A 24,974-nucleotide genomic window follows, 5' to 3' on the forward strand; every position below is an offset into this window, starting at 1 on the left:
GCCCTGTATTGCCAAAGCAATAGCGCAAGGGGCTCCGTCCGTGGAGAGATGGAAACTGGGAAGTTTCGTGAGGGGATTGTGCCGGGCGGGGCTTACAAGGGCCAATTCAAAAAAATGCGGCTGTACTGCAATATTTTTGCAGTGGTGATCTGGCAGGCCCCGGCGTTATCGAGCCCGGCGCGGCAACTCGATATTCACCCGCAACCCGCCCAAAGGGCTTTCGAGCAACACCAGGCGCCCGCCCCAGGCCTCAACGATGTCGCGCACGATGCCCAGCCCCAGGCCATGTCCATCGACCTGTTCATCCAGCCGCGAACCGCGCTCCAGCACCTGCAGACGCTGGCCTTCAGGGATGCCCGGGCCGTCATCGTCAACCCACAGCTGATAACCCCCTTCACGCGGCGCAATCCCCAGGCGCACCTCGCTGTCGGCCCACTTGCAGGCGTTGTCCAGCAGATTGCCCAGCAGCTCCAGCACGTCTTCGCGATCCCAGGGCAGCAACAGCCCAGGCGGTACGTCCCGCTCAAGCACCAGGCCTTCACCGTGGATCATCCCCAAGGTACCCAACAGCCCTGGCAATTCGGCATCGCAGTCGAACTGGGCACCCGGCAAGGCATCGCCCGCCAGGCGAGCCCGGTTGAGTTCGCGCACCAGGCGCTGCTGAATCTGCTCAAGCTGTGCGCGCATCTGCTCACGCACGTCGGGCAGCCCCTGCAAGCGCTCGCTGGACGCCAGGCTCAGCAGCACCGCCAACGGCGTCTTCAGCGCATGGCCCAGGTTGCCCAGGGCATTGCGCGAGCGGCGCAGGCTGTCTTCGGTGTGGCTCAGCAAATGGTTGATCTGCCCCACCAACGGTGCCAGTTCCACAGGCACTTCGGCATCCAGCTGGGAGCGCTGGCCCTGTTGCAACTGGGCGATCTGTTGACGGGCTCGCTCCAGTGGGCGCAACGAGCGCTTCACCGTGATGCGCTGCAGTACCAGCACCAGTATCAAGGCCACCAGCCCCATGCCCAGGCCGATCTGCTGCATGCGCCGGAAGCCTTCGCGCACCGGTGAGTAATCCTGCGCCACACTGATCGAGATATCCTGGCCAAGGCGTCGATAGTCAGCGCGCAGCGCCAGCAATTGCTGGCCCTCAGGGCCTAGCTCGTGGCTATCGGAAAGGCCGGGCGCAGCAGGCTTGGGCATGTCAAGGTCCCACAGCGAGCGCGAACGCCAGGTACCTTGGTCAAAATCGATGCGAAAGTAATAACCGGAAAACGGCCGCTGGTAAGCGCCGGAAATACGCCGCTCATCCAGCTGCAACCCCGAAGGGCCACGCACCAGTGCCACCAACAGGTTCTCGCTTTCCTTGCGCAGGCCGTTTTCCAGGTAGCGCTGCAGGCCCGCCTCGAACAACCACAGGGTGAGCTGCGCCAGCACCACGCCCACCACCACCAGCACCGCCACCAGCCCCAGGCTCAGGCGCGCCTGGATCGACTTCACGCGACGTTCCCGGCGTAGATGTAGCCTTGCCCGCGACGGGTTTCGATCACACTGCGGCCCAACTTGCGACGCAGGTGATTGACGTGCACTTCAAGCACATTGGAGTCGCGCTCGGTCTCGCCATCGTAGAGGTGTTCGGCCAAGTGGCTTTTGGAGAGGATCTGCTGCGGATGCAGCATGAAATAGCGCAGCAGCCGAAACTCGGCGGCGGTCAATTGGATATCGGCCCCATCGCGGCTCACGCACTGTCGGCTTTCATCCAGGTGCAAGCCGGCAGCTTCCAGGGTGGGCTGATTGGCCAGGCCGCGGGCACGGCGCAGCAATGCCTGGATGCGCAACTGCAACTCTTCCGGGTGGAAGGGTTTGCTCATGTAATCGTCGGCCCCAGCCTTCAGGCCCTCGATACGTTCGGCCCAGGAGCCGCGCGCGGTCAACACCAGCACCGGCGTGGCCAGGCCGCCGGCGCGCCACTGGGCCAGCACATCGAGCCCCGGCAAGCCCGGCAGGCCGAGGTCGAGGACAATCAGGTCGTAGGGTTCGCTCTGGCCCTGGTACACCGCATCACGGCCGTCGGCCAGCCAGTCCACGGCATAGCCCTGGCGTTGCAGGCCGGCGATCAGTTCATCGGCCAGCGGCACATTGTCCTCGACAAGCAACAGGCGCATTCAGTCGTCTTCCTCGTCTTTGAGCAGCACGCCGCTGCGGGCATCCAGCTTGATCTCGCGCACCACCCCGGCAGGGGTCAGCAGCTCGACCTCGTATTCGTAGCGGCCGTGTTTTTCTTCCAGCTCTGCCTCCAGCAGACGCGCCCCGGGGTAACGCCCCAGGGCTGAGTCAAGCAATTGCTCAAGCGGCAGGATGACGCCCTTTTGCCGCAGCTCAAGGGCTTCATCCTGATCGAGGTCACGGGCAACCGCCAGCGAACAGACAGCCATCAGCGCGAGGGCCAGGTAGCGAGCCTTGCGCGGTAACGCTTTCATCAGGTGTCCTGTTTGTCCTTCAGTACTTCACCCGTCTTGGCGTCCAGATCGACGTCCCACTCGACGTTTTGCGCATCACGCAGTTCGACCTTGAGGATGTAACGGCCGTACTCGTTCTCGAGCTCCGAATCGGTGATGGTAGAGCCCGGGTGTTTTGCCTTGGCCGTTTCAGCCAGTTTCTGCAGGGACTGAACGGTACCGGCTTTTTCCAGGCCGCTGATTTCGTGAGCCGGCACATCGGCCAGGGCAACGTTGGCACCAACAGCCAGAGCAGCGGCAGCGAACAGGGCAGTCAAAGTCTTCATGAGGTTCTCTCCTGAGAGATGTTCAAGTTGTCTACGGGGTTAAGATTACCCAGCGGTCCTTAATTCAACCTGAAAACAGCTGGCGCCATGATAAACTGCGCGCATTATTGATTCATACAGAGTTTTGAAAGCGTGGAAATCTTCAAGGAATTTACATTCGAATCGGCCCACCGCCTGCCCCACGTCCCTGCCGGCCACAAGTGCGGCCGGCTGCATGGTCACTCGTTCAAGGTTGGCCTGCACCTTACCGGCCCGCTCGACCCGCATACCGGCTGGATCCGCGATTTTTCCGAGATCAAGGCGATCTTCAAGCCGATCTACGAGCAACTGGACCACAACTACCTGAACGACATCCCAGGCCTGGAAAACCCCACCAGCGAAGTCATCGCCAAGTGGATCTGGGAGCAGGTAAAGCCGTTACTGCCGGAGCTGTCCAAAGTGCGTATCCACGAGACCTGCACCAGCGGATGTGAATACACCGGGGATTGATCCCAGAGGTTGCCGGCTGCCTCGCAAGGCAAACTCGCGAAGCAGCCGGATCACTTACCGCGTCAGCCCTGCCTTTGCTCGAGGGCATCGCGCAAGAAGCACGGGGCGATGTAACGCTGGTAATGCGCCTCGGAAAGCAAAAAGAACTCCCGGTCGATCGCGTCGCGCAATTGCGGCAGATCCCAGCCACGGAATTCGGGCAACAGCACCATGCCATAGGCCTCCAGGTCGCGAATCATCCGCGCCCCACGGGCGATCAACTGGTAAGCCCAGCAGTATTCCGACTGATGTTCGACAAAACGGATGGCACGCTGCTCCAGTTGCTGGCGCAGCAGGCTTTTGTCGAAGACTTCCAGCTTGGCCATCATCACCTGCACCAGCAACTGCTCCAGACGCAACCACACGGCGCGCTTCTGCGCGTCGTCGTAGCCGTTCCAGTTGATCACTTCATGGTGAAAACGCTTGCAGCCACGGCATACCGTGTCTCCGTACACCGTGGAGCACAGGCCGACGCAAGGGGTCTTGATGGACTTGTTGGACATGAAAAACAACGGCTTTGCGGAGGAATACGAGCCCATGTTAGCCCTTTGTCTAACCGGGGTCACTCGTTAAAGTCATGTTCGCCGCCTTACCTTCGGGCTTTTTTTGCCGTAGAATCATCCCGCCTTTTCAAGGCAACAATGTCCGTTGGAAGCTGTTTTCAAAGCGTCACGAGCACAGTTAATCCGGTAGAACGGCGTTGGCCCGGGCCATGCACCCTCGCATGCCCGCGCCAGCCCTCATCAGCTCCCCGTTCTGCAGGCGTAAAACTTTGAAAGCAGCTTCTGTAAGGATTCTCTGCGACCCTGGCTGGGCGGCCCAAGAAGCCGTGATTGCGCATGGGTGCATGGAATGCTGGATGAGCGTCCCGGACTCCCTTTAGGGACCACTGATGAGGGTAATAACTGTGCTTGAAGCCTACCGCAAACACATCGAAGAGCGTGCCGCCCTGGGTATCGTGCCCCAGCCGCTGAACGCCGAACAAACTGCAGGCCTGGTCGAGCTGCTGAAAAACCCGCCGGCCGGCGAAGAAGCCTTCCTCGTAGACCTGATCACCAACCGCGTACCGCCAGGGGTCGACGAAGCTGCCTACGTCAAGGCCGCTTTCCTCTCCGCCGTGGCCAAGGGCGAAGCCAAGTCGCCACTGATCGACCGCAAGCACGCCACCGAGCTGCTGGGCACCATGCAGGGCGGCTACAACATCGAAACGCTGGTCGCGCTGCTGGATGACGCCGAACTGGGCGCCGTCGCGGCCGAACAGCTCAAGCATACCCTGCTGATGTTCGATGCCTTCCACGACGTGGCCGAAAAAGCCAAGTCGGGCAACGCCCACGCCAAGGCCGTGCTGGAGTCCTGGGCTGCCGGCGAGTGGTTCACCACGCGCCCGGCCATCGCCGACAAGTACACCCTGACCGTGTTCAAGGTGCCTGGCGAAACCAACACCGACGACCTGTCCCCTGCCCCGGATGCCTGGTCGCGCCCAGACATCCCGCTGCACGCCCTGGCCATGCTGAAAATGGCCCGCGACGGTATCGAGCCTCAGCAGCCAGGTTCGGTCGGCCCGCTGGCGCAGATCGAAGCGGTCAAGGCCAAAGGCTTCCCGGTCGCCTACGTCGGTGACGTCGTCGGTACCGGTTCTTCGCGTAAATCCGCCACCAACTCGGTGCTGTGGTTCTTCGGCGACGACATCCCGTACGTGCCGAACAAGCGCGCCGGTGGTTTCTGCTTCGGCACCAAGATCGCCCCGATCTTCTACAACACCATGGAAGACGCCGGCGCCCTGCCGATCGAGTTCGACTGCACCAACCTGGGCATGGGCGACGTCATCGACGTATACCCATACAAAGGTGAAGTACGCCGTCACGACAGCGACGAACTGGTCACCAACTTCGCCCTGAAAACCGAAGTACTGCTGGACGAAGTCCGTGCTGGCGGCCGTATCCCGTTGATCGTTGGCCGTGGCCTGACCGAAAAAGCCCGCGCCGAACTGGGCCTGGGTGCGTCCGACCTGTTCAAGAAACCAGAGCAGCCTGCCGAATCCAACAAGGGCTTCACCCTGGCGCAGAAAATGGTCGGCCGCGCGTGCGGCCTGCCAGAAGGCCAAGGCGTGCGCCCAGGTGCATACTGCGAGCCGAAGATGACCACCGTCGGCTCCCAGGACACCACTGGCCCGATGACCCGCGACGAGCTGAAAGACCTGGCGTGCCTGGGCTTCTCCGCTGACCTGGTGATGCAGTCGTTCTGCCACACCGCGGCTTACCCCAAGCCGATCGACGTCACCACCCACCACACCCTGCCAGACTTCATCCGCACCCGTGGCGGCGTGTCGCTGCGCCCAGGCGACGGCATCATCCACAGCTGGCTGAACCGCATGCTGATGCCTGACACCGTCGGCACCGGTGGCGACTCGCACACCCGCTTCCCGATCGGCATCTCGTTCCCGGCCGGCTCCGGCCTGGTGGCCTTCGCCGCCGCCACCGGCGTCATGCCGCTGGACATGCCAGAGTCGATCCTGGTGCGCTTCAAGGGCAAACTGCAACCCGGCATCACCCTGCGTGACCTGGTGCATGCCATCCCTTACTACGCCATCCAGAACGGCCTGCTGACCGTCGAGAAGAAGGGCAAGAAAAACGCCTTCTCCGGCCGCATCCTGGAAATCGAAGGCCTGGACGAACTGACCGTCGAGCAAGCGTTCGAGCTGTCCGACGCCTCGGCCGAGCGTTCCGCTGCCGGCTGCACCATCAAGCTGCCGGAAAAGGCCATCGCCGAGTACCTGAAGTCCAACATCACCCTGCTGCGCTGGATGATCGGCGAAGGCTACGGCGACCCACGTACCCTGGAGCGTCGCGCCCAGGCCATGGAAGCCTGGCTGGCCAACCCTGAGCTGCTGTCGGCCGACGCCGATGCCGAGTACGCCGAAATCATCGAAATCGACCTGGCCGACGTCAAGGAGCCTGTGCTCTGCGCGCCGAACGACCCGGACGATGCCCGCCTGCTGTCTTCGGTGCAGGGCGAGAAGATCGACGAAGTGTTCATCGGTTCGTGCATGACCAACATCGGCCACTTCCGCGCTGCCGGCAAGTTGCTGGAGAAGGTCAAGGGTGGCATCCCTACCCGTCTGTGGCTGGCTCCGCCAACCAAGATGGACGCTCACCAGCTGACCGAAGAAGGCTACTACGGCATCTACGGCAAGGCCGGTGCGCGCATGGAAATGCCAGGCTGCTCGCTGTGCATGGGTAACCAGGCGCGCGTGCAGACCGGTTCGACCGTGGTCTCCACCTCGACCCGTAACTTCCCGAACCGTCTGGGCGACGCGACCAACGTGTACCTGGCATCGGCCGAGCTGGCTGCTGTCGCTTCGATCATCGGCAAACTGCCGACCGTCGAAGAGTACATGCAGTACGCCAAAGACATCGACAGCATGGCTGCCGACGTCTACCGCTACCTGAGCTTCGACCAGATTGCCGAGTTCCGCGAGGCTGCGGCCAACGCCAAGATCCCGGTGGTTCAGGCGTAATCAGCGGTAAGCAGTAACAAAAAACCCGGCAGAAGTGCCGGGGTTTTTTATTGAGCGCTCGGCCCTCAGGGACGACTCCCTACCAGTGGGAGCGGGCTTGCCCCGCGAAGAGGCCCGCAAAGGCAACCTCAGATCACGAACAGGTCGACAAACCTGTGCACCGCCGTCGATTCCAGCTTCTGCTGGTCCTCGCACAGCTCGAAAATCGCCTCACAACGCTGCCGCGCAAACCGGGTCGCCAGGTTTTCCCTGAACTTCGCCTCCAGCAAGGGTATGCCCTCCCCGCGCCTGCGCCGGTGCCCGACCGGATACTCGACCACCACCTGCTCGGTGCTGCTGCCATCCTTGAAGAACACCTGCAGGGCGTTGGCGATGGAGCGCTTGTCAGCTTCCAGGTATTCACGCGTGAAACGCGGGTCCTCGACCACCTCCATTTTCTCGCGCAGGCGGTCGATGCTCGGATGCGCAGCGTGGAAGGTATCCTCGTAATGCTCGGCCACCAGATGGCCGAAAATCAGCGGCACTGCCACCATGTACTGCAAGCAGTGGTCGCGGTCGGCGGCATTGGCCAGCGGGCCGCCCTTGGAGATGATGCGTATCGCCGATTCCTGGGTGGTGATGACGATGCGGTCTACCTCATGCAGGCGATTACGCACCTGCGGGTACAGGCTCACCGCCGCCTCACAGGCGGTCTGCGCGTGGAACTCGGCCGGGAAACTGACCTTGAACAGCACGTTCTCCATCACATAGCTGGCCAGCGGCTGCGGCACGCGCAGCTCCTGCTGGGCGCTGGGTTTAAGCGCCAGGTCCTTGTTGGTATGGCTGAACGACACGTCGTAAAAGCCCCATTGCGGCGCAGTCAGCACACCCGGCACGCCCATCTCGCCACGCAGCGCGATATCGGCCAGGCGCACCCCACGACTGGAAGCATCGCCCGCCGCCCAGGACTTGCGCGAACCGGCGTTGGGCGCATGACGGTAGGTACGCAGTGCCTGGCCGTCGACGAAAGCATGGGACAACGCCGAGAGCAGTTGCTCCCGGGTGGCGCCCATCAGCTTTGCGCACACGGCCGTGGAGGCCACCTTGACCAGTATCACGTGGTCGAGGCCAACGCGGTTGAAGGAATTTTCCAGCGCCAGCACACCCTGGATCTCGTGAGCCATGACCATGGCTTCTAGCACTTCGCGCATGAGCAGTGGGCTTTCACCCTTTGCCACGTGTTTTTGCGACAGGTGATCGGCCACGGCCAGGATGCCGCCAAGGTTGTCCGAGGGGTGCGCCCACTCGGCGGCCAGCCAGGTGTCGTTGTAGTCCAGCCAGCGCACGATGCAGCCGATATCCCAAGCGGCCTTGACCGGGTCCAGCCGGTACGCGGTGCCGGGCACACGGGCGCCGTTGGGCACCACGGTGCCTTCCACCAGCGGGCCGAGGTGCTTGGTGCATTCAGGGAAGCGCAGGGCCAGCAGGCCGCAGCCCAGGGTGTCCATCAGGCAGTTGCGCGCGGTGTCCAGCGCCTCGGGGGATTCGACCCGGTAGGTCAGGACATAGTCGGCGAGGGTTTGCAGCACCCGGTCGTAGTCCGGGCGCTGGTTGAGGTCTACGTTGGCGCTCATCATCTGCTCCCTTCAGAAGTACAGGGGCTGCTGTGCAGCCCCGCTTGAAGCCGAGCGCCAATGGTGCGTCAGAAGCTATCGCCGGGCACCCTCACCCAGCCTTCCATCAGCACGCGAGCACTGCGGCTCATGATTGCCTTGGTCACCGTCCACTCGCCCTTCACCTGACGCGCTTCGGCGCCCACCCGCAAGGTGCCCGAGGGGTGACCGAAACGCACGGCACTGCGCTCACCCCCGCCTGCGGCGAGGTTGACCAGCGTGCCCGGAATGGCAGCAGCGGTACCGATGGCCACTGCGGCAGTGCCCATCATTGCGTGATGCAGCTTGCCCATGGACAACGCACGCACCAGCAGGTCGATGTCAGCCGCCGCGACAACCTTGCCACTGGACGCAGTGTAGGTGGTCGGCGGGGCGACGAAGGCCACTTTCGGTGTGTGCTGACGCCCGGCCGCCTGGTCGACATGCTCAATCAGGCCCATGCGCACGGCGCCATAGGCGCGAAGGGTCTCGAACCGCAGCAGCGCTTGCGGATCGCCGTTGATCGCGTCCTGCAGCTCGGTACCGGTGTAGCCGATATCGCCCGCATTGATGAAGATGGTCGGGATCCCTGCATTGATCAGGGTCGCTTTGAAGGTACCAACACCGGGCACTTCCAGGTCGTCCACCAGATTGCCGGTGGGAAACATCGAGCCGCCGTCGCCGTCTTCATCAGCAGCCGGGTCGAGGAACTCCAACTGCACCTCGGCGGCCGGAAAGGTCACGCCATCAAGCTCGAAATCGCCCGTTTCCTGAACTTCACCTTCGGTAATCGGTACATGGGCGACGATGGTCTTGCCGATGTTGGCCTGCCAGATCCGCACGGTGGCCATGCCGTTGCGCGGCAGGCGCGACGAATCCACCAGGCCGCTGCTGATGGCGAACGAGCCGACAGCGGCAGACAGGTTGCCGCAGTTACCGCTCCAGTCGACGAAAGCCTTGTCGATGCTGACCTGGCCGAACAGGTAGTCGACATCGTGCTCGGGCTTGATGCTGCGCGAAAGGATCACCGTCTTGCTGGTGCTCGAAGTGGCGCCGCCCATGCCATCGATTTGCTTGCCGTAAGGGTCGGGGCTGCCGATAACCCGCAACAGCAGCGCATCACGGGCTGGGCCCGGGACCTGCGCCTGCTCGGGCAGGTCTTGCAGGCGGAAGAATACGCCCTTGCTGGTGCCGCCACGGATGTAGGTGGCAGGAATCTTGATTTGTGCTGCATGTGCCATTGCTGTGCCGTCCTGTCTGAAAATGCAATAACCCTTGGGGCCGCTGCGCGGCCCCAGCCGTCAAGCGGAGGCTTCGAGGAAGTCCTGGGCAAAGCGCTGCAGCACCCCACCCGCCTCGTAGATCGACACTTCCTCGGCAGTATCCAGGCGGCAAGTCACCGGCACCTCGACCCGCTCACCGTTGCGACGCGTCACCACCAGGGTCAGGGTCGCGCGTGGCGTGCGCTGACCCAGCACATCGTAGGTCTCGCTGCCATCGAGCGCCAAGGTATTGCGGTCGGTCCCCGGCTTGAACTCCAGCGGCAGCACGCCCATGCCCACCAGGTTGGTACGATGGATCCGCTCGAAGCCTTCGGCAACGATCGCCTCGACCCCGGCCAGGCGCACGCCCTTGGCCGCCCAGTCACGCGACGAACCCTGACCGTAGTCGGCACCGGCAACAATGATCAGCGGCTGCTTGCGCTCCATGTAGGTTTCGATCGCCTCCCACATGCGGGTCACCTTGCCTTCAGGCTCCAGACGCGTCAGCGAGCCTTGCTTCACGCTGCCATCTTCCTTGCGCACCATTTCGTTGAACAGCTTGGGGTTGGCGAAGGTGGCGCGCTGCGCAGTCAGGTGGTCGCCACGGTGAGTGGCGTAGGAGTTGAAGTCCTCTTCCGGCAGGCCCATCTTCGCCAGGTATTCACCCGCCGCACTGTCCAGCATGATGGCGTTGGACGGCGACAAGTGATCGGTGGTGATGTTGTCCGGCAGCACCGCCAACGGGCGCATGCCACGCAGGCTGCGCTCACCGGCCAGGGCACCTTCCCAGTACGGCGGACGGCGGATGTAGGTGCTCATCGGGCGCCACTCATACAGCGGCGCAACCTTCGGCCCGCGGTCCTCCTCAATGGCGAACATCGGGATGTAGACCTTGCGGAACTGCTCCGGCTTGACCGCCGCACGCACCACGGCATCGATCTCTTCATCGCTCGGCCAGATATCCTTGAGGCGGATTTCCTTGCCGTCGACCACCCCCAGCACGTCTTTTTCGATGTCGAAGCGGATAGTACCGGCGATGGCATAGGCCACCACGAGCGGCGGCGAGGCCAGGAAGGCCTGCTTGGCGTAAGGGTGGATGCGCCCGTCGAAGTTGCGGTTGCCCGACAGCACGGCAGTGGCATACAGGTCGCGGTCGACGATCTCCTGCTGAATCACCGGGTCCAATGCACCGGACATGCCGTTGCAGGTGGTGCAGGCGAAAGCGACGATGCCAAAGCCCATCTGCTCCAGCTCTTTCTCCAGCCCCGCTTCTTCCAGGTACAGCTGCACCGCCTTGGAGCCTGGCGCCAGCGAGGACTTGACCCAAGGTTTGCGCGCCAGGCCGAGCTTGTTGGCATTGCGTGCCAGAAGGCCTGCGGCTATCACGTTGCGCGGGTTGCTGGTGTTGGTGCAACTGGTGATGGCGGCGATGATGACCGCGCCGTCCGGCATTTGCCCCGGCACTTCCTCCCAGGCCCCGGCGATGCCCTTGGCCGCCAGCTCGCTGGTGGCAACGCGGGCGTGCGGGTTGGACGGGCCGGCCATGTTGCGCACCACGCTCGACAGGTCGAAGCTCAGGGTGCGCTCGTAGACGGCGCCGCCCAGGCTGTCGGCCCACAGGCCGGTGGCCTTGGCGTAGGTTTCTACCAGCTTGACCTGCTGATCCTCGCGGCCGGTCAGCCTCAGGTAGTCGATGGTCTGCTGGTCGATGGCGAACATCGCTGCAGTGGCGCCATATTCCGGGGCCATGTTGGAGATGGTCGCACGGTCGCCCAGGGTCAGGGCGCGGGCGCCCTCGCCGTGGAACTCCAGATAGGCACCGACGACTTTCTGTTTACGCAGGAATTCGGTCAGGGCCAGCACCAGGTCGGTGGCGGTGATGTTCGGCGCCAGCTTGCCGGTCAGCTCGACGCCGACGATTTCCGGCAGGCGCATCCACGAGGCACGGCCGAGCATCACGTTCTCGGCTTCCAGGCCGCCGACACCGATGGCGATCACGCCCAGGGCGTCGACATGCGGGGTGTGGCTGTCGGTGCCGACACAGGTGTCCGGGTAGGCCACGCCGCGGTCGCTGTGGATCACCGGCGACATCTTCTCCAGGTTGATCTGGTGCATGATGCCGTTGCCCGGCTGGATCACATCGACGTTCTTGAACGCCTTCTTGGTCCAGTTGATGAAATGGAAACGGTCTTCGTTGCGGCGGTCTTCGATGGCGCGGTTTTTCTCGAACGCCTGCGGGTCGAAAACCACCACACTCGACGGCCAAGGAGTGGTCGACGATCAGTTGCACCGGCACCACCGGGTTGACCTGAGCCGGGTCACCACCTCTGTCGGCAATGGCGTCACGCAGGCCGGCCAGGTCGACCAGGGCAGTCTGGCCGAGGATGTCGTGGCACACCACACGGGCCGGGAACCAGGGGAAGTCGAGATCGCGCTTGCGCTCGATCAACTGAGCCAGGGAGGCGTCGAGGGTGCTCGGGTCGCAGCGGCGCACCAGGTTTTCGGCGAGCACGCGGGAGGTGTACGGCAGGCCGTCGTAGGCGCCGGGCTTGATCGCCTCGACCGCCGCGCGGGCATCGAAGTAGTCCAGGTCGGTGCCTGGCAGATTCTTGCGGTATGCGGTGTTCATATAGTTATCAGGCTCGGTCACGGTAGTCGGTAGGTCTGGCCGTCGGGGCTGCGTTACAGCCCGCAACGGCCTTCAACTCAACGCTGTTCGATCGGCACGAACTGGCGCTGTTCGACGCCGACATACTCGGCGCTCGGGCGGATGATGCGGTTGTTGGCACGCTGTTCGAAGACATGCGCCGCCCAGCCGGTCAGGCGCGAGCAAACGAAGATCGGGGTAAACAGCTTGGTCGGGATGCCCATGAAGTGGTACGCCGACGCGTGGTAGAAGTCAGCATTGGGGAACAGGCGTTTCTGCTCCCACATGGTCTTGTCGATGGCTTCGGAAACCGGGTACAGCACCTTGTCGCCGACCTCGTCGGCCAGTTGCTTCGACCAGCCCTTGATCACCTCGTTGCGCGGGTCGGACTCTTTGTAGATGGCATGGCCAAAGCCCATGATCTTGTCCTTGCGCTCCAGCATCCTCAGCAGTTCGGCCGTCGCGTCCTGCGGGCTCTGGAAGCGCTCGATCAGCTCCATCGCCGCTTCGTTGGCACCGCCATGCAGTGGGCCGCGCAGCGAGCCAATGGCAGCGGTAATGCAGGAGTACAGGTCGGACAGGGTCGAAGCGCACACGCGCGCGGTAAAGGTCGATGCGTTGAACTCGTGCTCGGCGTAGAGGATCAGCGACACGTTCATCACTTTGACGTGCAATTCGCTGGGCTTCTTGCCGTGCAGCAGGTGCAGGAAATGCCCGCCCAGGGTGTCTTCATCGCTGGTGCAGTCGATGCGCACACCATGGTGGGTGAAGCGGTACCAGTAGCACATGACCGCCGGGAACAGCGCCAGCAGGCGGTCGGTCTTGTCGTGCTGAGCGTCGAAGGTCAGTTCCGGCTCCAGGGTACCCAGCAGCGAACAGCCAGTGCGCATCACGTCCATCGGGTGGGCGTCGCGCGGGATGCGCTCGAGCACTTCCTTGAGGGCTTGCGGCAGGTCACGCAGGCCCTTGAGCTTGTGCTTGTACTCGGCCAGCTCGGCGCTGCTTGGCAGTTCGCCGTACAACAGCAGATAGGCCACTTCCTCGAACTCGGCACCGGCCGCCAGGTCACGGACATCGTAGCCGCGGTAAGTCAGGCCGGCACCGGCCTGGCCAACGGTCGACAACGCGGTCTGGCCGGCCACCTGGCCACGCAGGCCTGCGCCACTGAGTACTTTTGCTTCGGCCATGGTGTTTCTCCTTTCTTGAATTTGTTATGGATTGCTTTCTGGCTAATTCGGCGTGCCTTGCCGGCCTCTTCGCGGCTAAAGCCGCTGCCAAAGGGGGCCGGCGCCATCGCTTACCCTTTCTTCTGCGCAAACAACGCATCGAGGCTCTGCTCGAAGGCGTGATAACCAATGGCGTCATAGAGCTCCATGCGGGTTTGCATGGTATCGATCACGTTCTTCTGGGTGCCGTCGCGACGCAGCGCGGTGTACACATTTTCGGCCGCCTTGTTCATGGCCCGGAAGGCCGACAGCGGGTACAGCACCAGCGACACGTCGACCGACGCCAGCTCTTCGGTGGTGTAAAGCGGCGTGGCACCGAATTCGGTGATGTTGGCCAGAATCGGCGCCTTCACACGGTCAGCGAAGGTCTTGTACATCGAAAGCTCGGTGATGGCCTCCGGGAAGATCATGTCGGCGCCCGCCTCGACGCAGGCAGCGGCGCGGTCCAGGGCAGCGTTCAGGCCTTCGACGGCCAGGGCGTCGGTACGCGCCATGATCACGAAGCTGTCATCGGTACGCGCATCGACGGCGGCCTTGATCCGGTCGACCATCTCCTGCTGGGTGACGATTTCCTTGTTCGGGCGATGGCCGCAGCGCTTGGCACCGACCTGGTCCTCGATATGGATGGCGGCAGCGCCGAACTTGCACATCGAACGCACCGTACGTGCCACGTTGAACGCCGAGGCGCCAAAACCGGTATCGACATCCACCAGCAGCGGCAGGTCGCAGACATCGGTGATGCGGCGCACGTCGGTGAGCACATCGTCCAGGCCACTGATACCCAGGTCCGGCAGGCCGAGCGAGCCTGCCGCAACACCGCCACCGGACAGGTAAATGGCCTTGAAACCGGCGCGCTTGGCCAGCAGGGCATGGTTGGCGTTGATCGCGCCGACCACCTGCAAGGGATGTTCGGCGGCAACCGCGTCGCGGAAACGTTGGCCGGGCGTGCTCTTCACAGTCATGAATCACCTCGTGGGCTGTTGTCGTTGGCGTCCAGGTAGTGACGCTCGATGTTGCGTTTGGACGCGCCGATGTGGCGGCGCATCAGGAGTTCGGCCAGTTCACCGTCACGGTCGGCGATGGCATCGAGGATCCGGTGGTGCTCGGCAAACGCCTGGCGCGGCCGATTGGGCGTGGCGGAGAACTGGATGCGGTACATGCGCACCAGTTGGTACAGCTCGCCGCAGAGCATCTTGACCAGGGTCTGGTTGCCGCTGCCCTGGATGATCCGGTAATGGAAGTCGTAGTCGCCTTCCTGCTGGTAGTAGCCGACACCGGCCTGGAACGCCGCATCGCGCTCATGGGTGTCGAGCACCCGGCGCAGCTCGTCGATATCGGCCTGGCTCATGCGCTCGGCGGCCAGGCGGCAGGCCATGCCTTCGAGCGATTCGCGGATTTCGTACAGCTCGATCAGCTCGGCGTGGTTGAGCGACACCACCCGCGCCCCGACATGCGGCACGCGCACCAGCAGGCGCTGGCCTTCGAGCCGGTGGATGGCTTCGCGCAGCGGCCCGCGGCTGATGCCGTAGGTACGCGCCAGCTCCGGCTCGGAGATCTTGCTGCCCGGGGCGATCTCGCCCTTGACGATGGCCGCCTGGATTCGCCGAAAGACGTTTTCGGACAAGGTTTCCGTTTCGTCTGCCAACGCGGGGCTGGAAGTGGAAAGGTCCAGCATATTGTCGACACCCTGATAATCACATGGCCAGAAATTAGCTAATTAAGCGCTATCAGTCAAAGACAAAATCAACATTGTCGACAATCGTCTAAGAACGAACTAACCCTGCCCAGCCGCTGTCAGATCGCGACGCGCTGGCGTCAAGACGTCGGCGTGATAGAATGCCGCGCCTCCGACGGAGTATGGATAGCGTGTCTGTCATCTATTCATGTTGTTGACAGATGAACGAGGAAGCTTGCGCAGTCGTTGCCAGTCGCCTTGCCCCGAACCCTGCACAGTACCGCGCCAGGACTATGAGACTTACACCCGTTTTATTGCTGCTATGCCTCACCCTGCTGCCGGCCATCGGCCAAGCGGCGGGCAAGACCGTGTACGGTCTCAACGAATACGCACAGTTGGGCGACCTTGACCTGGAAGTGGCCGCCAAGCTCGACACCGGCGCCAAGACCGCCTCGCTCAGTGCCCGAGACATCAAGCGCTTCAAGCGCAACGGCGAGAGCTGGGTACGCTTCTACCTGGCCATCGATGCCGCCCACTCGCACCCGATCGAGCGCCCCCTTGCGCGCGTCAGCAAGATCAAGCGACGAGCAGGCGACTACGATGCCGAATCGGGCAAGGCCTATACCGCGCGCCCGGTCATCGAACTCGAAATCTGCATGGGCCAGGCCCTGCGCACCATCGAAGTCAACCTCACCGACCGCAGCGCGTTCCAGTTCCCGCTGCTGATCGGCTCCGAGGCGCTCAAGCACTTCGACGCGCTGGTCGACCCAAGCCTTAAATACGCGGCCGGCAAACCTGCCTGTGCCACCGACGCTCCCAAAGCAGAGTAATCCCGATGCGCTCTCTTACCCTCCATCTGAAAGTCCTGATCACCGTGCTGGTGTTGCTGGGCGTGGCGGTCACGGCTTATCAGATCTTCTTCCTCGGCATCCCGGTGACCGAGGATGAAACCGACGACCTGTGGAACATCGACGCCAAGGTCGAGTTCGTGGCCAGCACCAAAGACCCGGTCAAGGTGCAGATGTTCGTGCCGCCGCTGAACCGCGACTACGTGAGCCTCAACGAGAGCTTCATCTCCAACAACTACGGGGTGAGCGTCAACCGTGCCGACGGCAACCGCAAGGTGACCTGGTCGGCACGCCGCGCCAGCGGCAACCAGACCCTCTACTACCGCCTGGTGCTGACCAAGCGCTACAGCAACGAGAAGACCACCGTCAAAGGCCCGACCTTCCGTGACAGCCTGGCTGTCGAAGGCCCCGAAAAAATCGCCGCCGAGGCCCTGATGGCGCCGATCCGCCAGCATTCGGCCGACGTCGAGACCTTCGTCAGCGAGACCATCAAGCGGGTCAACAATCTCAACGACGACAACGTCAAGCTGCTGCTGGCCGGCGACACCTCGGCCATGAAAAAAGCCCAGATCATCGACCTGCTGCTGTCCATTGCCCACGTGCCGATGGAAAAGGTCCACACCATCCGCCTGGTCGCCGACACCCCGCAGACCCCGGAGCTGTGGCTGCGCAGCTTCAACGGCAACGACTGGCTGTACTTCAACCCGGACACCGGCGAGCAGGGCCTGCCCAGCGACCGCCTGCTGTGGTGGACCGGTGACGACAACCTGATCAGCGTCGATGGCGGCAAGAAAGCCAACGTCACCTTCAGCATGAACAACAGCGAGATGAACGCCATCCGCCTGGCCAAGCTGACCGACGAGAACACCGACGCCGACTTCCTCGAATACTCGCTGTACAGCCTGCCGCTGCAGACCCAGCAGACCTTCATGATCATGGTGATGATCCCGATCGGCGTGCTGGTGATTCTGGTCCTGCGCAACCTGATCGGCCTGCAGACCCTGGGTACCTTCACCCCGGTACTGATCGCCCTGGCCTTCCGTGAAACCCAGTTGGGCTTCGGCATCGTGCTGTTCACGGTGATCACGGCACTGGGCCTGTCACTGCGCTCGTACCTCGAACACCTCAAGCTGCAGATGCTGCCACGCCTGTCGGTGGTGCTGACCTTCGTGGTGGTGCTGATCGCCGCTATCAGCCTGTTCAGTCACAAGCTGGGCCTGGAGCGCGGGCTGTCGGTGGCGCTGTTCCCGATGGTGATTCTGACCATGACCATCGAACGTCTGTCGATCACCTGGGAAGAGCGCGGCGGCGGCCATGCCATGAAAGTGGCCATCGGCACCCTGTTCGCAGCCTCCGTGGCGCACCTGTTGATGATGGTGCCGGAGCTGGTGTACTTCGTCTTCACCTTCCCAGCGGTGCTGCTGATCCTGGTGGGCTTCATGCTGGCGATGGGCCGCTACCGCGGCTACCGCCTGACCGAGCTCGTTCGCTTCAAAGCGTTCCTGAAGAAGGCTGACGCCTGATGTTCGGACTGATCAAGACCTGGAAAGCCCTGGAGGCCCGGGGCATCATGGGTATCAACCGGCGCAACGCGGACTATGTCCTGAAGTACAACAAGCGCCACCTGTACCCGATCGTCGACGACAAGATCATCACCAAGGAGCGCGCACTCGCAGCGGGCATCCATGTGCCGGAAATGTACGGCGTCATCGAGACCGAGAAAGAGATCGAGAAGCTCGACCAGATCATTGGCGGGCGCAGTGATTTCGTCATCAAGCCGGCGCAAGGCGCCGGCGGTGACGGCATCCTGGTGATCGCCGATCGCTTCGAGGACCGTTACCGCACGGTGTCGGGCAAGATCATCAGCCACGAAGAGATCGAGCACCAGGTCTCGAGCATCCTGACCGGCCTGTATTCACTCGGCGGCCACCGTGACCGTGCGCTGATCGAATACCGGGTGACACCGGACCAGATCTTCAAGAGCATCAGCTACGAAGGCGTACCGGACATCCGCATCATCGTGCTGATGGGCTACCCGGTCATGGCCATGCTGCGCCTGCCGACCCGCCAGTCCGGCGGCAAGGCCAACCTGCACCAGGGCGCCATCGGCGTAGGTGTCGACCTGGCAACCGGCGTGACGCTGCGTGGTACCTGGCTGAACAACATCATCAGCAAGCACCCGGACACCACCAATGCGGTGGACGGCGTGCAGCTGCCCAACTGGGACGGCTTCATGAAGCTCGCAGCCGGCTGCTACGAGCTGTGCGGCCTGGGCTACATCGGTGTCGACATGGTGCTGGACCAGGAGAAGGGGCCGCTGATCCTGGAACTCAATGCCCGCCCGGGCTTGAACATCCAGATTGCCAACGACTGCGGGCTGACCCAGCGCACCCATGCCATCGAGGCGCACATTGAAGCACTGGCCAAGGATGGCCTGACCGAAGATGCCGAACAGCGTGTTCGCGTATCGCAAGGGCTGTTCGGGCACGTGCATCCGCACTGACAGCCTGCCGCTATCCAGACCTTCGCGGGTTCACCTGCGAAAGTCTGGATAGCGGCACCGGCACGCAATCGAACGGTTTAATGTCGCGCCCAGCGCTAGGCGCTTTTCCTACACAGGTCTACAATCGCCCCCTCGCTTTTACATCGCCGTCCACACTGATGCCGACCTGTACGCTCTACCCCCTGCCCTACCAGCCCGATCCCGCTGCCTATTTCGCCCGCCTGCGCCAGGCACCCGGCGCGATCCTGCTCGACAGTGCCCGCCCCGGCGCCGAACGCGGGCGCTATGACCTGTTGAGCGCCTGGCCCGTGCACTATCTGCAAGCGCAAGCAGACGAGGACGGCCGCGCGTTCCTCCAACGCCTGCGTGCAGGGCTGGCGCAACTCGGCCACGCCGAATTGCCCAATGGGGTGCAACTGCCGTTTGCCGGCGGCCTGATCGGCTACCTCAGCTACGACTTCGGCCGCCGCCTGGAGCAACTGCCCAGCCTCGCCGCAGACGACCTCAGCCTGCCCGATGCCCAGCTGGGGCTGTATGACTGGGCGCTGGTGACCGATCACCAGCTAGGCACCAGCCAACTGGTGTTCCACCCCCACCTTGCAGCTGACGAGCGCGAGCGCCTGATCACCCTGTTCCACGCAGCGGATACCCCCGCGGGTGGCAAGTTCCACCTACTCGCCGCCATGAAGGGCGATTTGCAACCCGCGCAATACGAGGCAGCGTTCAACCAGGTACAGCGGTATATCCAGGCCGGCGATTGCTACCAGATCAACCTGACACAACGTTTCCGCGCCCCCTGCGAAGGCGACCCGTGGCACGCCTATAAGGCGCTACGCAAGGCGTGCCCAACGCCGTTCTCCGGCTACCAGCAACTGGCCGACGGCAGCGCACTGCTGAGCTTTTCCCCGGAACGCTTCATCCGCGTCAGCCAGGGGCTGGTCGAGACCCGCCCGATCAAAGGCACCCGCCCGCGCGCAAGCGACCCGGACGAAGACGCCCGCAATGCCGAAGAACTGCTGCACAGCGCCAAGGACCGCTCGGAAAACCTGATGATCGTCGACCTGCTGCGCAACGACCTGGGCCGCACCTGCCAGATCGGTTCGGTCAAGGTGCCCGAGCTGTTCAGCCTGGAAAGCTACCCCAACGTGCATCACCTGGTCAGCAGCATCACCGGGCAACTGGCCAGCAACAAGGATGCCCTGGACCTGATCGGCGATAGCTTCCCGGGCGGCTCGATCACCGGCGCGCCCAAGATTCGTGCCATGCAGATCATCGACGAGCTGGAGCCTACCCGCCGAGCCCTGTATTGCGGCTCGCTGCTGTACATCGACGTACGCGGCGAAATGGACAGCTCGATCGCCATTCGCAGCTTGCTGGTCAAGGATGGGCACGTGAGCTGCTGGGGAGGTGGCGCGGTGGTGGCAGATTCGAACTGGGCGGCGGAGTATGAAGAATCGATTGCCAAGGTACGGGTGCTGATGCAAACCCTGCAACAGCTCTGACCCGGCGCCACAAGCCTCTATGCCGGGCGTCTAACCCCGTATTTTTTGTTACCATCACCCTATTACGAGCGCACAGCGCCACAGCCAAGATGGAAACCGCCTGATGAGCCAACCCTTCGACGTCGCCGCCCTTGCCGCGACCTATGCCAACAAGTCCCCGCAGGACATCCTCAAGCTCGCCTTCGAACACTTCGGCGACGACTTGTGGATCTCTTTCAGCGGCGCCGAAGACGTGGTACTGGTCGACATGGCCTGGAAGCTGAACAAGCAGGTCAAGGTGTTCAGCCTCGACACCGGCCGCCTGCACCCGGAAACCTACCGGTTCATCGACCAGGTCCGCGAGCAGTACAACCTGCCGATCGAACTGCTCAGCCCCGATCGCAGCAAGCTCGACCCGTTCGTCAAGGAAAAGGGCCTGTTCAGCTTCTACAAGGATGGCCATGGCGAGTGCTGCGGCATCCGCAAGATCGAGCCTTTGCGACGCAAACTGGCCACGGTAAGTGCCTGGGCCACCGGTCAACGCCGAGACCAGAGCCCGGGCACCCGCAGCCAGGTGGCGGCATTGGAAATCGACGGCGCCTTCTCGACCCCCGAGCGTACGCTGTACAAGTTCAACCCGCTGGCACAGATGAGCAGTGAGGAAGTCTGGGGCTACATTCGCATGCTCGAACTGCCTTACAACAGCCTGCACGAGCGCGGCTTCATCAGTATTGGCTGCGAGCCGTGCACACGCCCGGTGCTGCCGAACCAGCATGAGCGCGAAGGCCGCTGGTGGTGGGAAGAGTCGACCCAGAAGGAATGCGGGCTGCACGCTGGCAACCTGATCAGCAAGGCATAAATGAATGGGGCCGCTTTTGCGGCCCCTTACATTTCAGGATCAGTGCACCGGCAGCTCGACGCCGTCGAACAGCTCTTCGAGCTCCTGCTTGTTATGGCATTGAATGGCCTTGGCCATCACTTCACGGGTCAGGTGCGGGGCAAACTTCTCGATGAAGTCGCACATGAACCCACGCAGGAAGGTGCCACGGCGGAAGCCGATCTTGGTGATGCTGGCCTCGAACAACTCGCTGGCATCCAGGGCCACCAGGTCGCTGTCGAGCTTGGTGTCTACTGCCATCTTGGCGACGATACCGACACCCAACCCCAGGCGCACGTAAGTCTTGATCACGTCGGCATCCGCTGCGGTGAACACGACCTTCGGCGTCAGGCCGCGATGGTTGAAAGCCTCGTCCAGCTTCGAACGGCCAGTGAAGCCGAACACGTAGGTAACGATAGGGTATTCGGCGACCGCTTCCAGGGTCAGCTTCGGCAGCTTGGTCAGCGGGTGCCCCTGTGGTACCACGACGCAGCGGTTCCACTTGTAGCACGGCATCATGATCAGGTCGCCGAACAGCTCCAGCGCCTCGGTGGCAATCGCGAAGTCGACAGTGCCATCAGCGGCCATCTCGGCAATCTGCATGGGCGAGCCCTGGTGCATGTGCAGGGCCACTTCCGGATACTGCTTGATGAAGCTGCTGATCACCGGCGGCAGCGCATAGCGTGCCTGGGTGTGGGTGGTGGCGATGGACAGGGTGCCCTTCTTCTCGTTGGAGAATTCCTGGGCGATCTGCTTGATGCTCTCGACCTTGCGCAGGATCTCGCCAGCGGTATTGATGATGCGCTCACCGGCCGGGGTGACGCGGGTCAGGTGCTTGCCGCTGCGGGCAAAGACTTCAACACCCAGCTCATCCTCGAGCAGGCGGATCTGCTTGCTGATACCTGGCTGGGAGGTATACAGGCTCTGCGCCGTCGCGGAGACGTTGAGGTCGTGGTGCGCCACTTCCCAGATGTAGCGCAGTTGTTGAAGCTTCATAGGTTTCCCTCGGTTCAGCGGTGAGTCAGCGGCAGCAGGCAGCGACGATATATAACTATATTAGTGGTTCTGGAAATTAATCTAGAACTATTTTGTTACACGCGCCCCGTATAAGCCTACAGCCAGCTTCACGTTTTCCTACGCCCCAAATGCTGTGCAAGCGGCACCATATATACCGGCACAGGCGACAGCTGAAGCAATCGCACCGCCGTTCGCCCAAGCGGTACATCAACCCCCGCACCTGCACTGTGGCTCCCAAAAATCAGCAGATCGACACTCAGGCGCTGGGCCTGGTCGAGGATCACCTGGGCAGGGTCACCCTGGCGCACACGCACCGCCTTGATGACAGCCAGGTCTGCCTCTTCACCCAGTTCATCGCGAAAGTTTTCCAGCACGCGTTGTTCGATATTGGCCATGACGGTGGTGACGCCCTGGCTGTGCAACTGGTCCAGCGTCTGTTCATCCAGGTAGCTTTGCAGGAGCGATTCGGCAAACTGCCCCATGGGTTCTACCGCGTGGATCACATACAGCTCTGCATTGAACGTCCGCGCCAGGGCCAGGGCGTGCTGCATGACAAAAGGGGCGTAGACACCGAGGTCGGTGGCGTACAGCATGGAGCGGATCATTCGACCTCCTCGACTGCCGCTGCGGCAGAGCAAGCTTCAGCTTAGCAGCGCGCCGCACGCACGCTTTGCCGTCCGGCGTGCTGCCGGCGCGGGCTGTGCAGGCTTCAGGGGTGCCGGCCAGCGCGGTCGATGAACGACAGTGCCTGGTAAAGCATCTGCATGCGCGGCAAGTTGCAACCTGCCGCTCGCGCCTGCGCCAACGGCTCGGCATAGATAGCCTGAAGCTCCAGCGGGCGCTGCTGCGCGTGGTCGTGGTACATGCTTGGCCAATAGTCGGGCATCCGCTCGGTGATCTGGAACAGATGCTCGGCATAGCCCTCGGGCAGTACGTGGCCGCAGGCAGCGGCACCCTGGACCACCTCGGCCATCAACGCCTGGACCAGCGCCCGGCTGTGCGGGTCGGCCATCAACGGTGTGGTGCTGGCGCCGAGCAACACCGAAAGCCCGTTATAAGGCACGTTCCACACCAGCTTTTGCCAACGCGCCTGGCTCAGGTTATCCATGGCCTGGGAATCGATGCCCGCCGCCTGGAACAACCCCGCCCCCTCCTTAACCAGCGCGGCACCGCCATCGCGGGCAGGCCCGCTGTGATAGCCAAGATTGACCGCCCCCAGCGCCTGATGGCGAATTACCCCAGGCGCCTGGCGGTTGACACAAATGAAACACAAGCCGCCGAGCAAGTGCATGTCATCGCGCAAGGCCGGACGCAACTGTGCCTCTACACCCAGGCCGTTCTGCAGCAATACCACCCGCGCATCGGGCGCGGCGGCCTGGACGATCAGCGGCGCCAACTGCTCGTTACTGGTGGCCTTGGCCCCCACCAACAGCCAGTCGCATTGCGGCATGTCGGCAGCGCTGACATAAGCCTGAACCTTCATCTGCAAGGTGCCATGCACTGCGCTTTCAAGCATCAGCCCCTGGTCGCGCACCACTTCATACTCACTGCGCAACAGGAAATGCACATCGAAACCGGCCCGTGCCAGCATCAACCCATAAAAGCCGCCGATAGCACCACTGCCGATGATGCCGATACGTGGTTTGCGCGGATGCATGCCAATCTCCAGGTAAATGTCCGTGCGCTTTTTTACACCGGTTGCTGCACCCTGGGCACCCCAATCGCACCACACCACCGCCAGCGTGGGGAAAATCCCTGGGTTGACGGGGTCAAGCCCATTGTCGCGCCCCCTGTAACGCGCTAAGGTTCGGCTCCCCGCTGCGAACATTCTTGCTGCTGGGCCGCACGGGGATTGCTGGCGGCCGGCACCCGTGACCTGACGAGTAACACGATGGCTGATTTACCGATCGACGACTTAAACGTTGCTTCCAACGAGACCCTGATCACCCCCGATCAGCTCAAGAAGGAAATCCCTCTCAGCGCCAAGGCTCTGCAGACCGTGACTGCCGGCCGCGAAGTGGTGCGCAATATCCTCGACGGCAAGGACCATCGCCTGTTCGTCGTGGTCGGCCCCTGCTCCATCCACGATATCAAGGCTGCCCACGAGTATGCCGAACGCCTGAAGGTACTGGCCGCAGAAGTGTCCGACACGCTGTACCTGGTCATGCGCGTGTACTTCGAAAAGCCGCGCACGACGGTCGGCTGGAAAGGCCTGATCAACGATCCGTACCTGGATGACTCGTTCAAGATCCAGGACGGCCTGCACATTGGTCGCCAACTGCTGCTGGACCTGGCTGAAATGGGCCTGCCGACGGCCACCGAAGCGCTTGACCCGATTTCCCCGCAGTACCTGCAGGACCTGATCAGCTGGTCGGCCATCGGCGCCCGCACCACCGAATCCCAGACCCACCGGGAAATGGCCTCGGGCCTGTCTTCGGCAGTCGGCTTCAAGAACGGCACCGATGGCGGCCTGACCGTAGCGATCAACGCCCTGCAGTCGGTATCCAAACCGCACCGGTTCCTGGGCATCAACCAGGAAGGCGGCGTATCGATCGTCACCACCAAGGGCAACCCTTACGGTCACGTGGTATTGCGCGGCGGCAATGGCAAGCCGAACTACGATTCGGTCAGCGTCGCCCTGTGCGAACAAGACCTGGCCAAGGCCAAGATCAAGGCCAACATCATGGTCGATTGCAGCCACGCCAACTCCAACAAGGACCCGGCCCTGCAGCCGCTGGTGATGGAAAACGTCGCCAACCAGATCCTCGAAGGCAACCAATCGATCATAGGCCTGATGGTCGAGAGCCATTTGAACTGGGGTTGCCAGTCGATCCCCAAAGACCTGAACGAACTGCAATATGGTGTTTCGGTCACCGATGCCTGCATCGACTGGTCCGCCACCGAGAAGACCCTGCGCAGCATGCACGCCAAGCTCAAGGATGTATTGCCACAGCGCCAGCGCGGCTGAGCAAAGACGAAAAAAGGGGCCGCG

21 protein-coding genes and 1 pseudogene are annotated in these 24,974 nt (G+C 62.7%); 8 read left to right on the forward strand and 14 right to left on the reverse strand.

The genetic code is table 11. The features are described from left to right. Window positions 1-165: 165 nt before the first annotated feature. Genes LOY26_RS17505 through LOY26_RS17520 form a run of 4 tightly spaced genes read right to left on the reverse strand, consistent with a single transcriptional unit; the run spans window position 166 to window position 2,770 of the window. The gene (locus tag LOY26_RS17505) at window positions 166-1,485 is read right to left on the reverse strand and encodes a sensor histidine kinase (protein WP_186655083.1); all 1,320 of its coding nucleotides are present in this window, start codon (window positions 1,483-1,485) and stop codon (window positions 166-168) included. Beyond that, window positions 1,482-2,150, reverse strand: coding sequence for a response regulator transcription factor (locus LOY26_RS17510; protein ID WP_033699056.1), 669 nt, complete (start codon window positions 2,148-2,150; stop codon window positions 1,482-1,484). Before LOY26_RS17510 ends, LOY26_RS17505 begins: the two co-directional genes overlap by 4 nt. Further along, window positions 2,151-2,465, reverse strand: a complete 315-nt coding sequence (locus tag LOY26_RS17515; RefSeq protein ID WP_186655086.1) for a PepSY domain-containing protein — start codon at window positions 2,463-2,465, stop codon at window positions 2,151-2,153. After that, a complete protein-coding gene (locus tag LOY26_RS17520) occupies window positions 2,465-2,770 on the reverse strand; it encodes a PepSY domain-containing protein (RefSeq protein ID WP_186655089.1) in 306 nt (101 codons plus the stop codon). Before LOY26_RS17520 ends, LOY26_RS17515 begins: the two co-directional genes overlap by 1 nt. Window positions 2,771-2,902: 132 nt before the next feature. Between LOY26_RS17520 and queD the strand changes: the two genes are divergently transcribed. Beyond that, on the forward strand, window positions 2,903-3,259 hold the full coding sequence (gene queD / locus LOY26_RS17525; protein ID WP_033699061.1) for a 6-carboxytetrahydropterin synthase QueD: 357 nt from the start codon (window positions 2,903-2,905) through the stop codon (window positions 3,257-3,259). Between the two features lie 62 nt (window positions 3,260-3,321). On the opposite strand, the gene LOY26_RS17530 is transcribed toward queD, so the two are convergent. After that, window positions 3,322-3,801 carry a DUF1289 domain-containing protein gene (locus LOY26_RS17530; protein ID WP_186655091.1) on the reverse strand — a complete coding sequence of 160 codons (480 nt, stop codon included), beginning with the start codon at window positions 3,799-3,801 and terminating at the stop codon, window positions 3,322-3,324. A 404-nt stretch (window positions 3,802-4,205) separates the two neighbouring features. Here LOY26_RS17530 and acnB point away from each other — a divergent pair, with 404 nt between their 5' ends. After that, window positions 4,206-6,815 carry a bifunctional aconitate hydratase 2/2-methylisocitrate dehydratase gene (acnB, locus tag LOY26_RS17535; protein ID WP_033699063.1) on the forward strand — a complete coding sequence of 870 codons (2,610 nt, stop codon included), beginning with the start codon at window positions 4,206-4,208 and terminating at the stop codon, window positions 6,813-6,815. Window positions 6,816-6,943: 128 nt separating this feature from the next. Here the strand turns inward: acnB and prpD are convergent, their stop codons facing one another. The 6 genes and pseudogenes from prpD to LOY26_RS17565 all read right to left on the reverse strand — a co-directional run bounded on the left by prpD (window position 6,944) and on the right by LOY26_RS17565 (window position 15,256). Then, window positions 6,944-8,428, reverse strand: coding sequence for a 2-methylcitrate dehydratase (gene prpD / locus LOY26_RS17540; RefSeq protein ID WP_258713939.1), 1,485 nt, complete (start codon window positions 8,426-8,428; stop codon window positions 6,944-6,946). Window positions 8,429-8,496: 68 nt separating this feature from the next. Next, entirely contained in the window at window positions 8,497-9,687 is a 1,191-nt protein-coding gene (gene prpF, locus LOY26_RS17545) for a 2-methylaconitate cis-trans isomerase PrpF (protein WP_186655095.1), read from the reverse strand. Between the two features lie 60 nt (window positions 9,688-9,747). Next, window positions 9,748-12,337 (reverse strand): annotated as a pseudogene (gene acnD / locus LOY26_RS17550) (Fe/S-dependent 2-methylisocitrate dehydratase AcnD). 77 nt (window positions 12,338-12,414) lie between these two features. Then, window positions 12,415-13,542 (reverse strand): 2-methylcitrate synthase, encoded by a 1,128-nt coding sequence (gene prpC / locus LOY26_RS17555; protein ID WP_033699070.1) that lies wholly within the window; start codon window positions 13,540-13,542, stop codon window positions 12,415-12,417. A 110-nt stretch (window positions 13,543-13,652) separates the two neighbouring features. Next, window positions 13,653-14,543, reverse strand: a complete 891-nt coding sequence (gene prpB / locus LOY26_RS17560) for a methylisocitrate lyase (RefSeq protein ID WP_033699071.1) — start codon at window positions 14,541-14,543, stop codon at window positions 13,653-13,655. Further along, window positions 14,540-15,256, reverse strand: a complete 717-nt coding sequence (locus LOY26_RS17565; protein ID WP_050506083.1) for a GntR family transcriptional regulator — start codon at window positions 15,254-15,256, stop codon at window positions 14,540-14,542. Before LOY26_RS17565 ends, prpB begins: the two co-directional genes overlap by 4 nt. A 293-nt stretch (window positions 15,257-15,549) precedes the next feature. Between LOY26_RS17565 and LOY26_RS17570 the strand changes: the two genes are divergently transcribed. From LOY26_RS17570 to LOY26_RS17590, 5 genes are all read left to right on the forward strand, one after another. Beyond that, entirely contained in the window at window positions 15,550-16,086 is a 537-nt protein-coding gene (locus LOY26_RS17570) for an ATP-dependent zinc protease (protein WP_033699072.1), read from the forward strand. A gap of 5 nt (window positions 16,087-16,091) precedes the next feature. After that, window positions 16,092-17,627, forward strand: coding sequence for an inactive transglutaminase family protein (locus tag LOY26_RS17575; protein WP_033699073.1), 1,536 nt, complete (start codon window positions 16,092-16,094; stop codon window positions 17,625-17,627). Next, window positions 17,627-18,607 (forward strand): alpha-L-glutamate ligase-like protein, encoded by a 981-nt coding sequence (locus LOY26_RS17580; RefSeq protein ID WP_033699074.1) that lies wholly within the window; start codon window positions 17,627-17,629, stop codon window positions 18,605-18,607. Before LOY26_RS17575 ends, LOY26_RS17580 begins: the two co-directional genes overlap by 1 nt. A 158-nt stretch (window positions 18,608-18,765) precedes the next feature. Continuing rightward, window positions 18,766-20,109 carry an aminodeoxychorismate synthase component I gene (gene pabB, locus LOY26_RS17585; protein WP_258713940.1) on the forward strand — a complete coding sequence of 448 codons (1,344 nt, stop codon included), beginning with the start codon at window positions 18,766-18,768 and terminating at the stop codon, window positions 20,107-20,109. Window positions 20,110-20,212: 103 nt separating this feature from the next. Further along, window positions 20,213-20,947: a phosphoadenylyl-sulfate reductase gene (locus LOY26_RS17590; protein ID WP_033699077.1), complete on the forward strand. Its 735-nt coding sequence runs from the start codon at window positions 20,213-20,215 to the stop codon at window positions 20,945-20,947. A gap of 39 nt (window positions 20,948-20,986) precedes the next feature. Here LOY26_RS17590 and cysB read toward each other — a convergent pair whose 3' ends face one another. The 3 genes from cysB to LOY26_RS17605 all read right to left on the reverse strand — a co-directional run bounded on the left by cysB (window position 20,987) and on the right by LOY26_RS17605 (window position 23,639). Beyond that, the gene (gene cysB, locus LOY26_RS17595; protein ID WP_033699078.1) at window positions 20,987-21,961 is read right to left on the reverse strand and encodes an HTH-type transcriptional regulator CysB; all 975 of its coding nucleotides are present in this window, start codon (window positions 21,959-21,961) and stop codon (window positions 20,987-20,989) included. Window positions 21,962-22,089: 128 nt separating this feature from the next. Further along, the gene (locus LOY26_RS17600; protein WP_033699079.1) at window positions 22,090-22,587 is read right to left on the reverse strand and encodes a universal stress protein; all 498 of its coding nucleotides are present in this window, start codon (window positions 22,585-22,587) and stop codon (window positions 22,090-22,092) included. 104 nt (window positions 22,588-22,691) lie between these two features. Beyond that, complete coding sequence (locus LOY26_RS17605) at window positions 22,692-23,639, reverse strand: putative 2-dehydropantoate 2-reductase (protein WP_186663193.1); 948 nt, start codon at window positions 23,637-23,639, stop codon at window positions 22,692-22,694. Window positions 23,640-23,873: 234 nt separating this feature from the next. Here LOY26_RS17605 and LOY26_RS17610 point away from each other — a divergent pair, with 234 nt between their 5' ends. Beyond that, complete coding sequence (locus tag LOY26_RS17610) at window positions 23,874-24,950, forward strand: 3-deoxy-7-phosphoheptulonate synthase (RefSeq protein ID WP_033699083.1); 1,077 nt, start codon at window positions 23,874-23,876, stop codon at window positions 24,948-24,950. Window positions 24,951-24,974: the final 24 nt, after the last annotated feature.

The organism is Pseudomonas sp. B21-047 (assembly GCF_024748775.1).
Lineage (GTDB): Bacteria > Pseudomonadota > Gammaproteobacteria > Pseudomonadales > Pseudomonadaceae > Aquipseudomonas > Aquipseudomonas capeferrum.

Coding starts and splice junctions, on each gene's coding strand:
- LOY26_RS17605 (WP_186663193.1), bottom strand. CDS start 23,639: ATGCATCCGCGCAAACCACGTATCGGCATCATCGGCAGTGGTGCTATC.
- prpF (WP_186655095.1), bottom strand. CDS start 9,687: ATGGCACATGCAGCACAAATCAAGATTCCTGCCACCTACATCCGTGGC.
- LOY26_RS17515 (WP_186655086.1), bottom strand. CDS start 2,465: ATGAAAGCGTTACCGCGCAAGGCTCGCTACCTGGCCCTCGCGCTGATG.
- LOY26_RS17530 (WP_186655091.1), bottom strand. CDS start 3,801: ATGTCCAACAAGTCCATCAAGACCCCTTGCGTCGGCCTGTGCTCCACG.
- cysB (WP_033699078.1), bottom strand. CDS start 21,961: ATGAAGCTTCAACAACTGCGCTACATCTGGGAAGTGGCGCACCACGAC.
- LOY26_RS17575 (WP_033699073.1), top strand. CDS start 16,092: ATGCGCTCTCTTACCCTCCATCTGAAAGTCCTGATCACCGTGCTGGTG.
- pabB (WP_258713940.1), top strand. CDS start 18,766: ATGCCGACCTGTACGCTCTACCCCCTGCCCTACCAGCCCGATCCCGCT.
- LOY26_RS17600 (WP_033699079.1), bottom strand. CDS start 22,587: ATGATCCGCTCCATGCTGTACGCCACCGACCTCGGTGTCTACGCCCCT.
- prpD (WP_258713939.1), bottom strand. CDS start 8,428: ATGAGCGCCAACGTAGACCTCAACCAGCGCCCGGACTACGACCGGGTG.
- LOY26_RS17590 (WP_033699077.1), top strand. CDS start 20,213: ATGAGCCAACCCTTCGACGTCGCCGCCCTTGCCGCGACCTATGCCAAC.
- LOY26_RS17570 (WP_033699072.1), top strand. CDS start 15,550: ATGAGACTTACACCCGTTTTATTGCTGCTATGCCTCACCCTGCTGCCG.
- prpC (WP_033699070.1), bottom strand. CDS start 13,542: ATGGCCGAAGCAAAAGTACTCAGTGGCGCAGGCCTGCGTGGCCAGGTG.
- LOY26_RS17510 (WP_033699056.1), bottom strand. CDS start 2,150: ATGCGCCTGTTGCTTGTCGAGGACAATGTGCCGCTGGCCGATGAACTG.
- LOY26_RS17565 (WP_050506083.1), bottom strand. CDS start 15,256: ATGCTGGACCTTTCCACTTCCAGCCCCGCGTTGGCAGACGAAACGGAA.
- LOY26_RS17520 (WP_186655089.1), bottom strand. CDS start 2,770: ATGAAGACTTTGACTGCCCTGTTCGCTGCCGCTGCTCTGGCTGTTGGT.
- LOY26_RS17580 (WP_033699074.1), top strand. CDS start 17,627: ATGTTCGGACTGATCAAGACCTGGAAAGCCCTGGAGGCCCGGGGCATC.
- LOY26_RS17610 (WP_033699083.1), top strand. CDS start 23,874: ATGGCTGATTTACCGATCGACGACTTAAACGTTGCTTCCAACGAGACC.
- prpB (WP_033699071.1), bottom strand. CDS start 14,543: ATGACTGTGAAGAGCACGCCCGGCCAACGTTTCCGCGACGCGGTTGCC.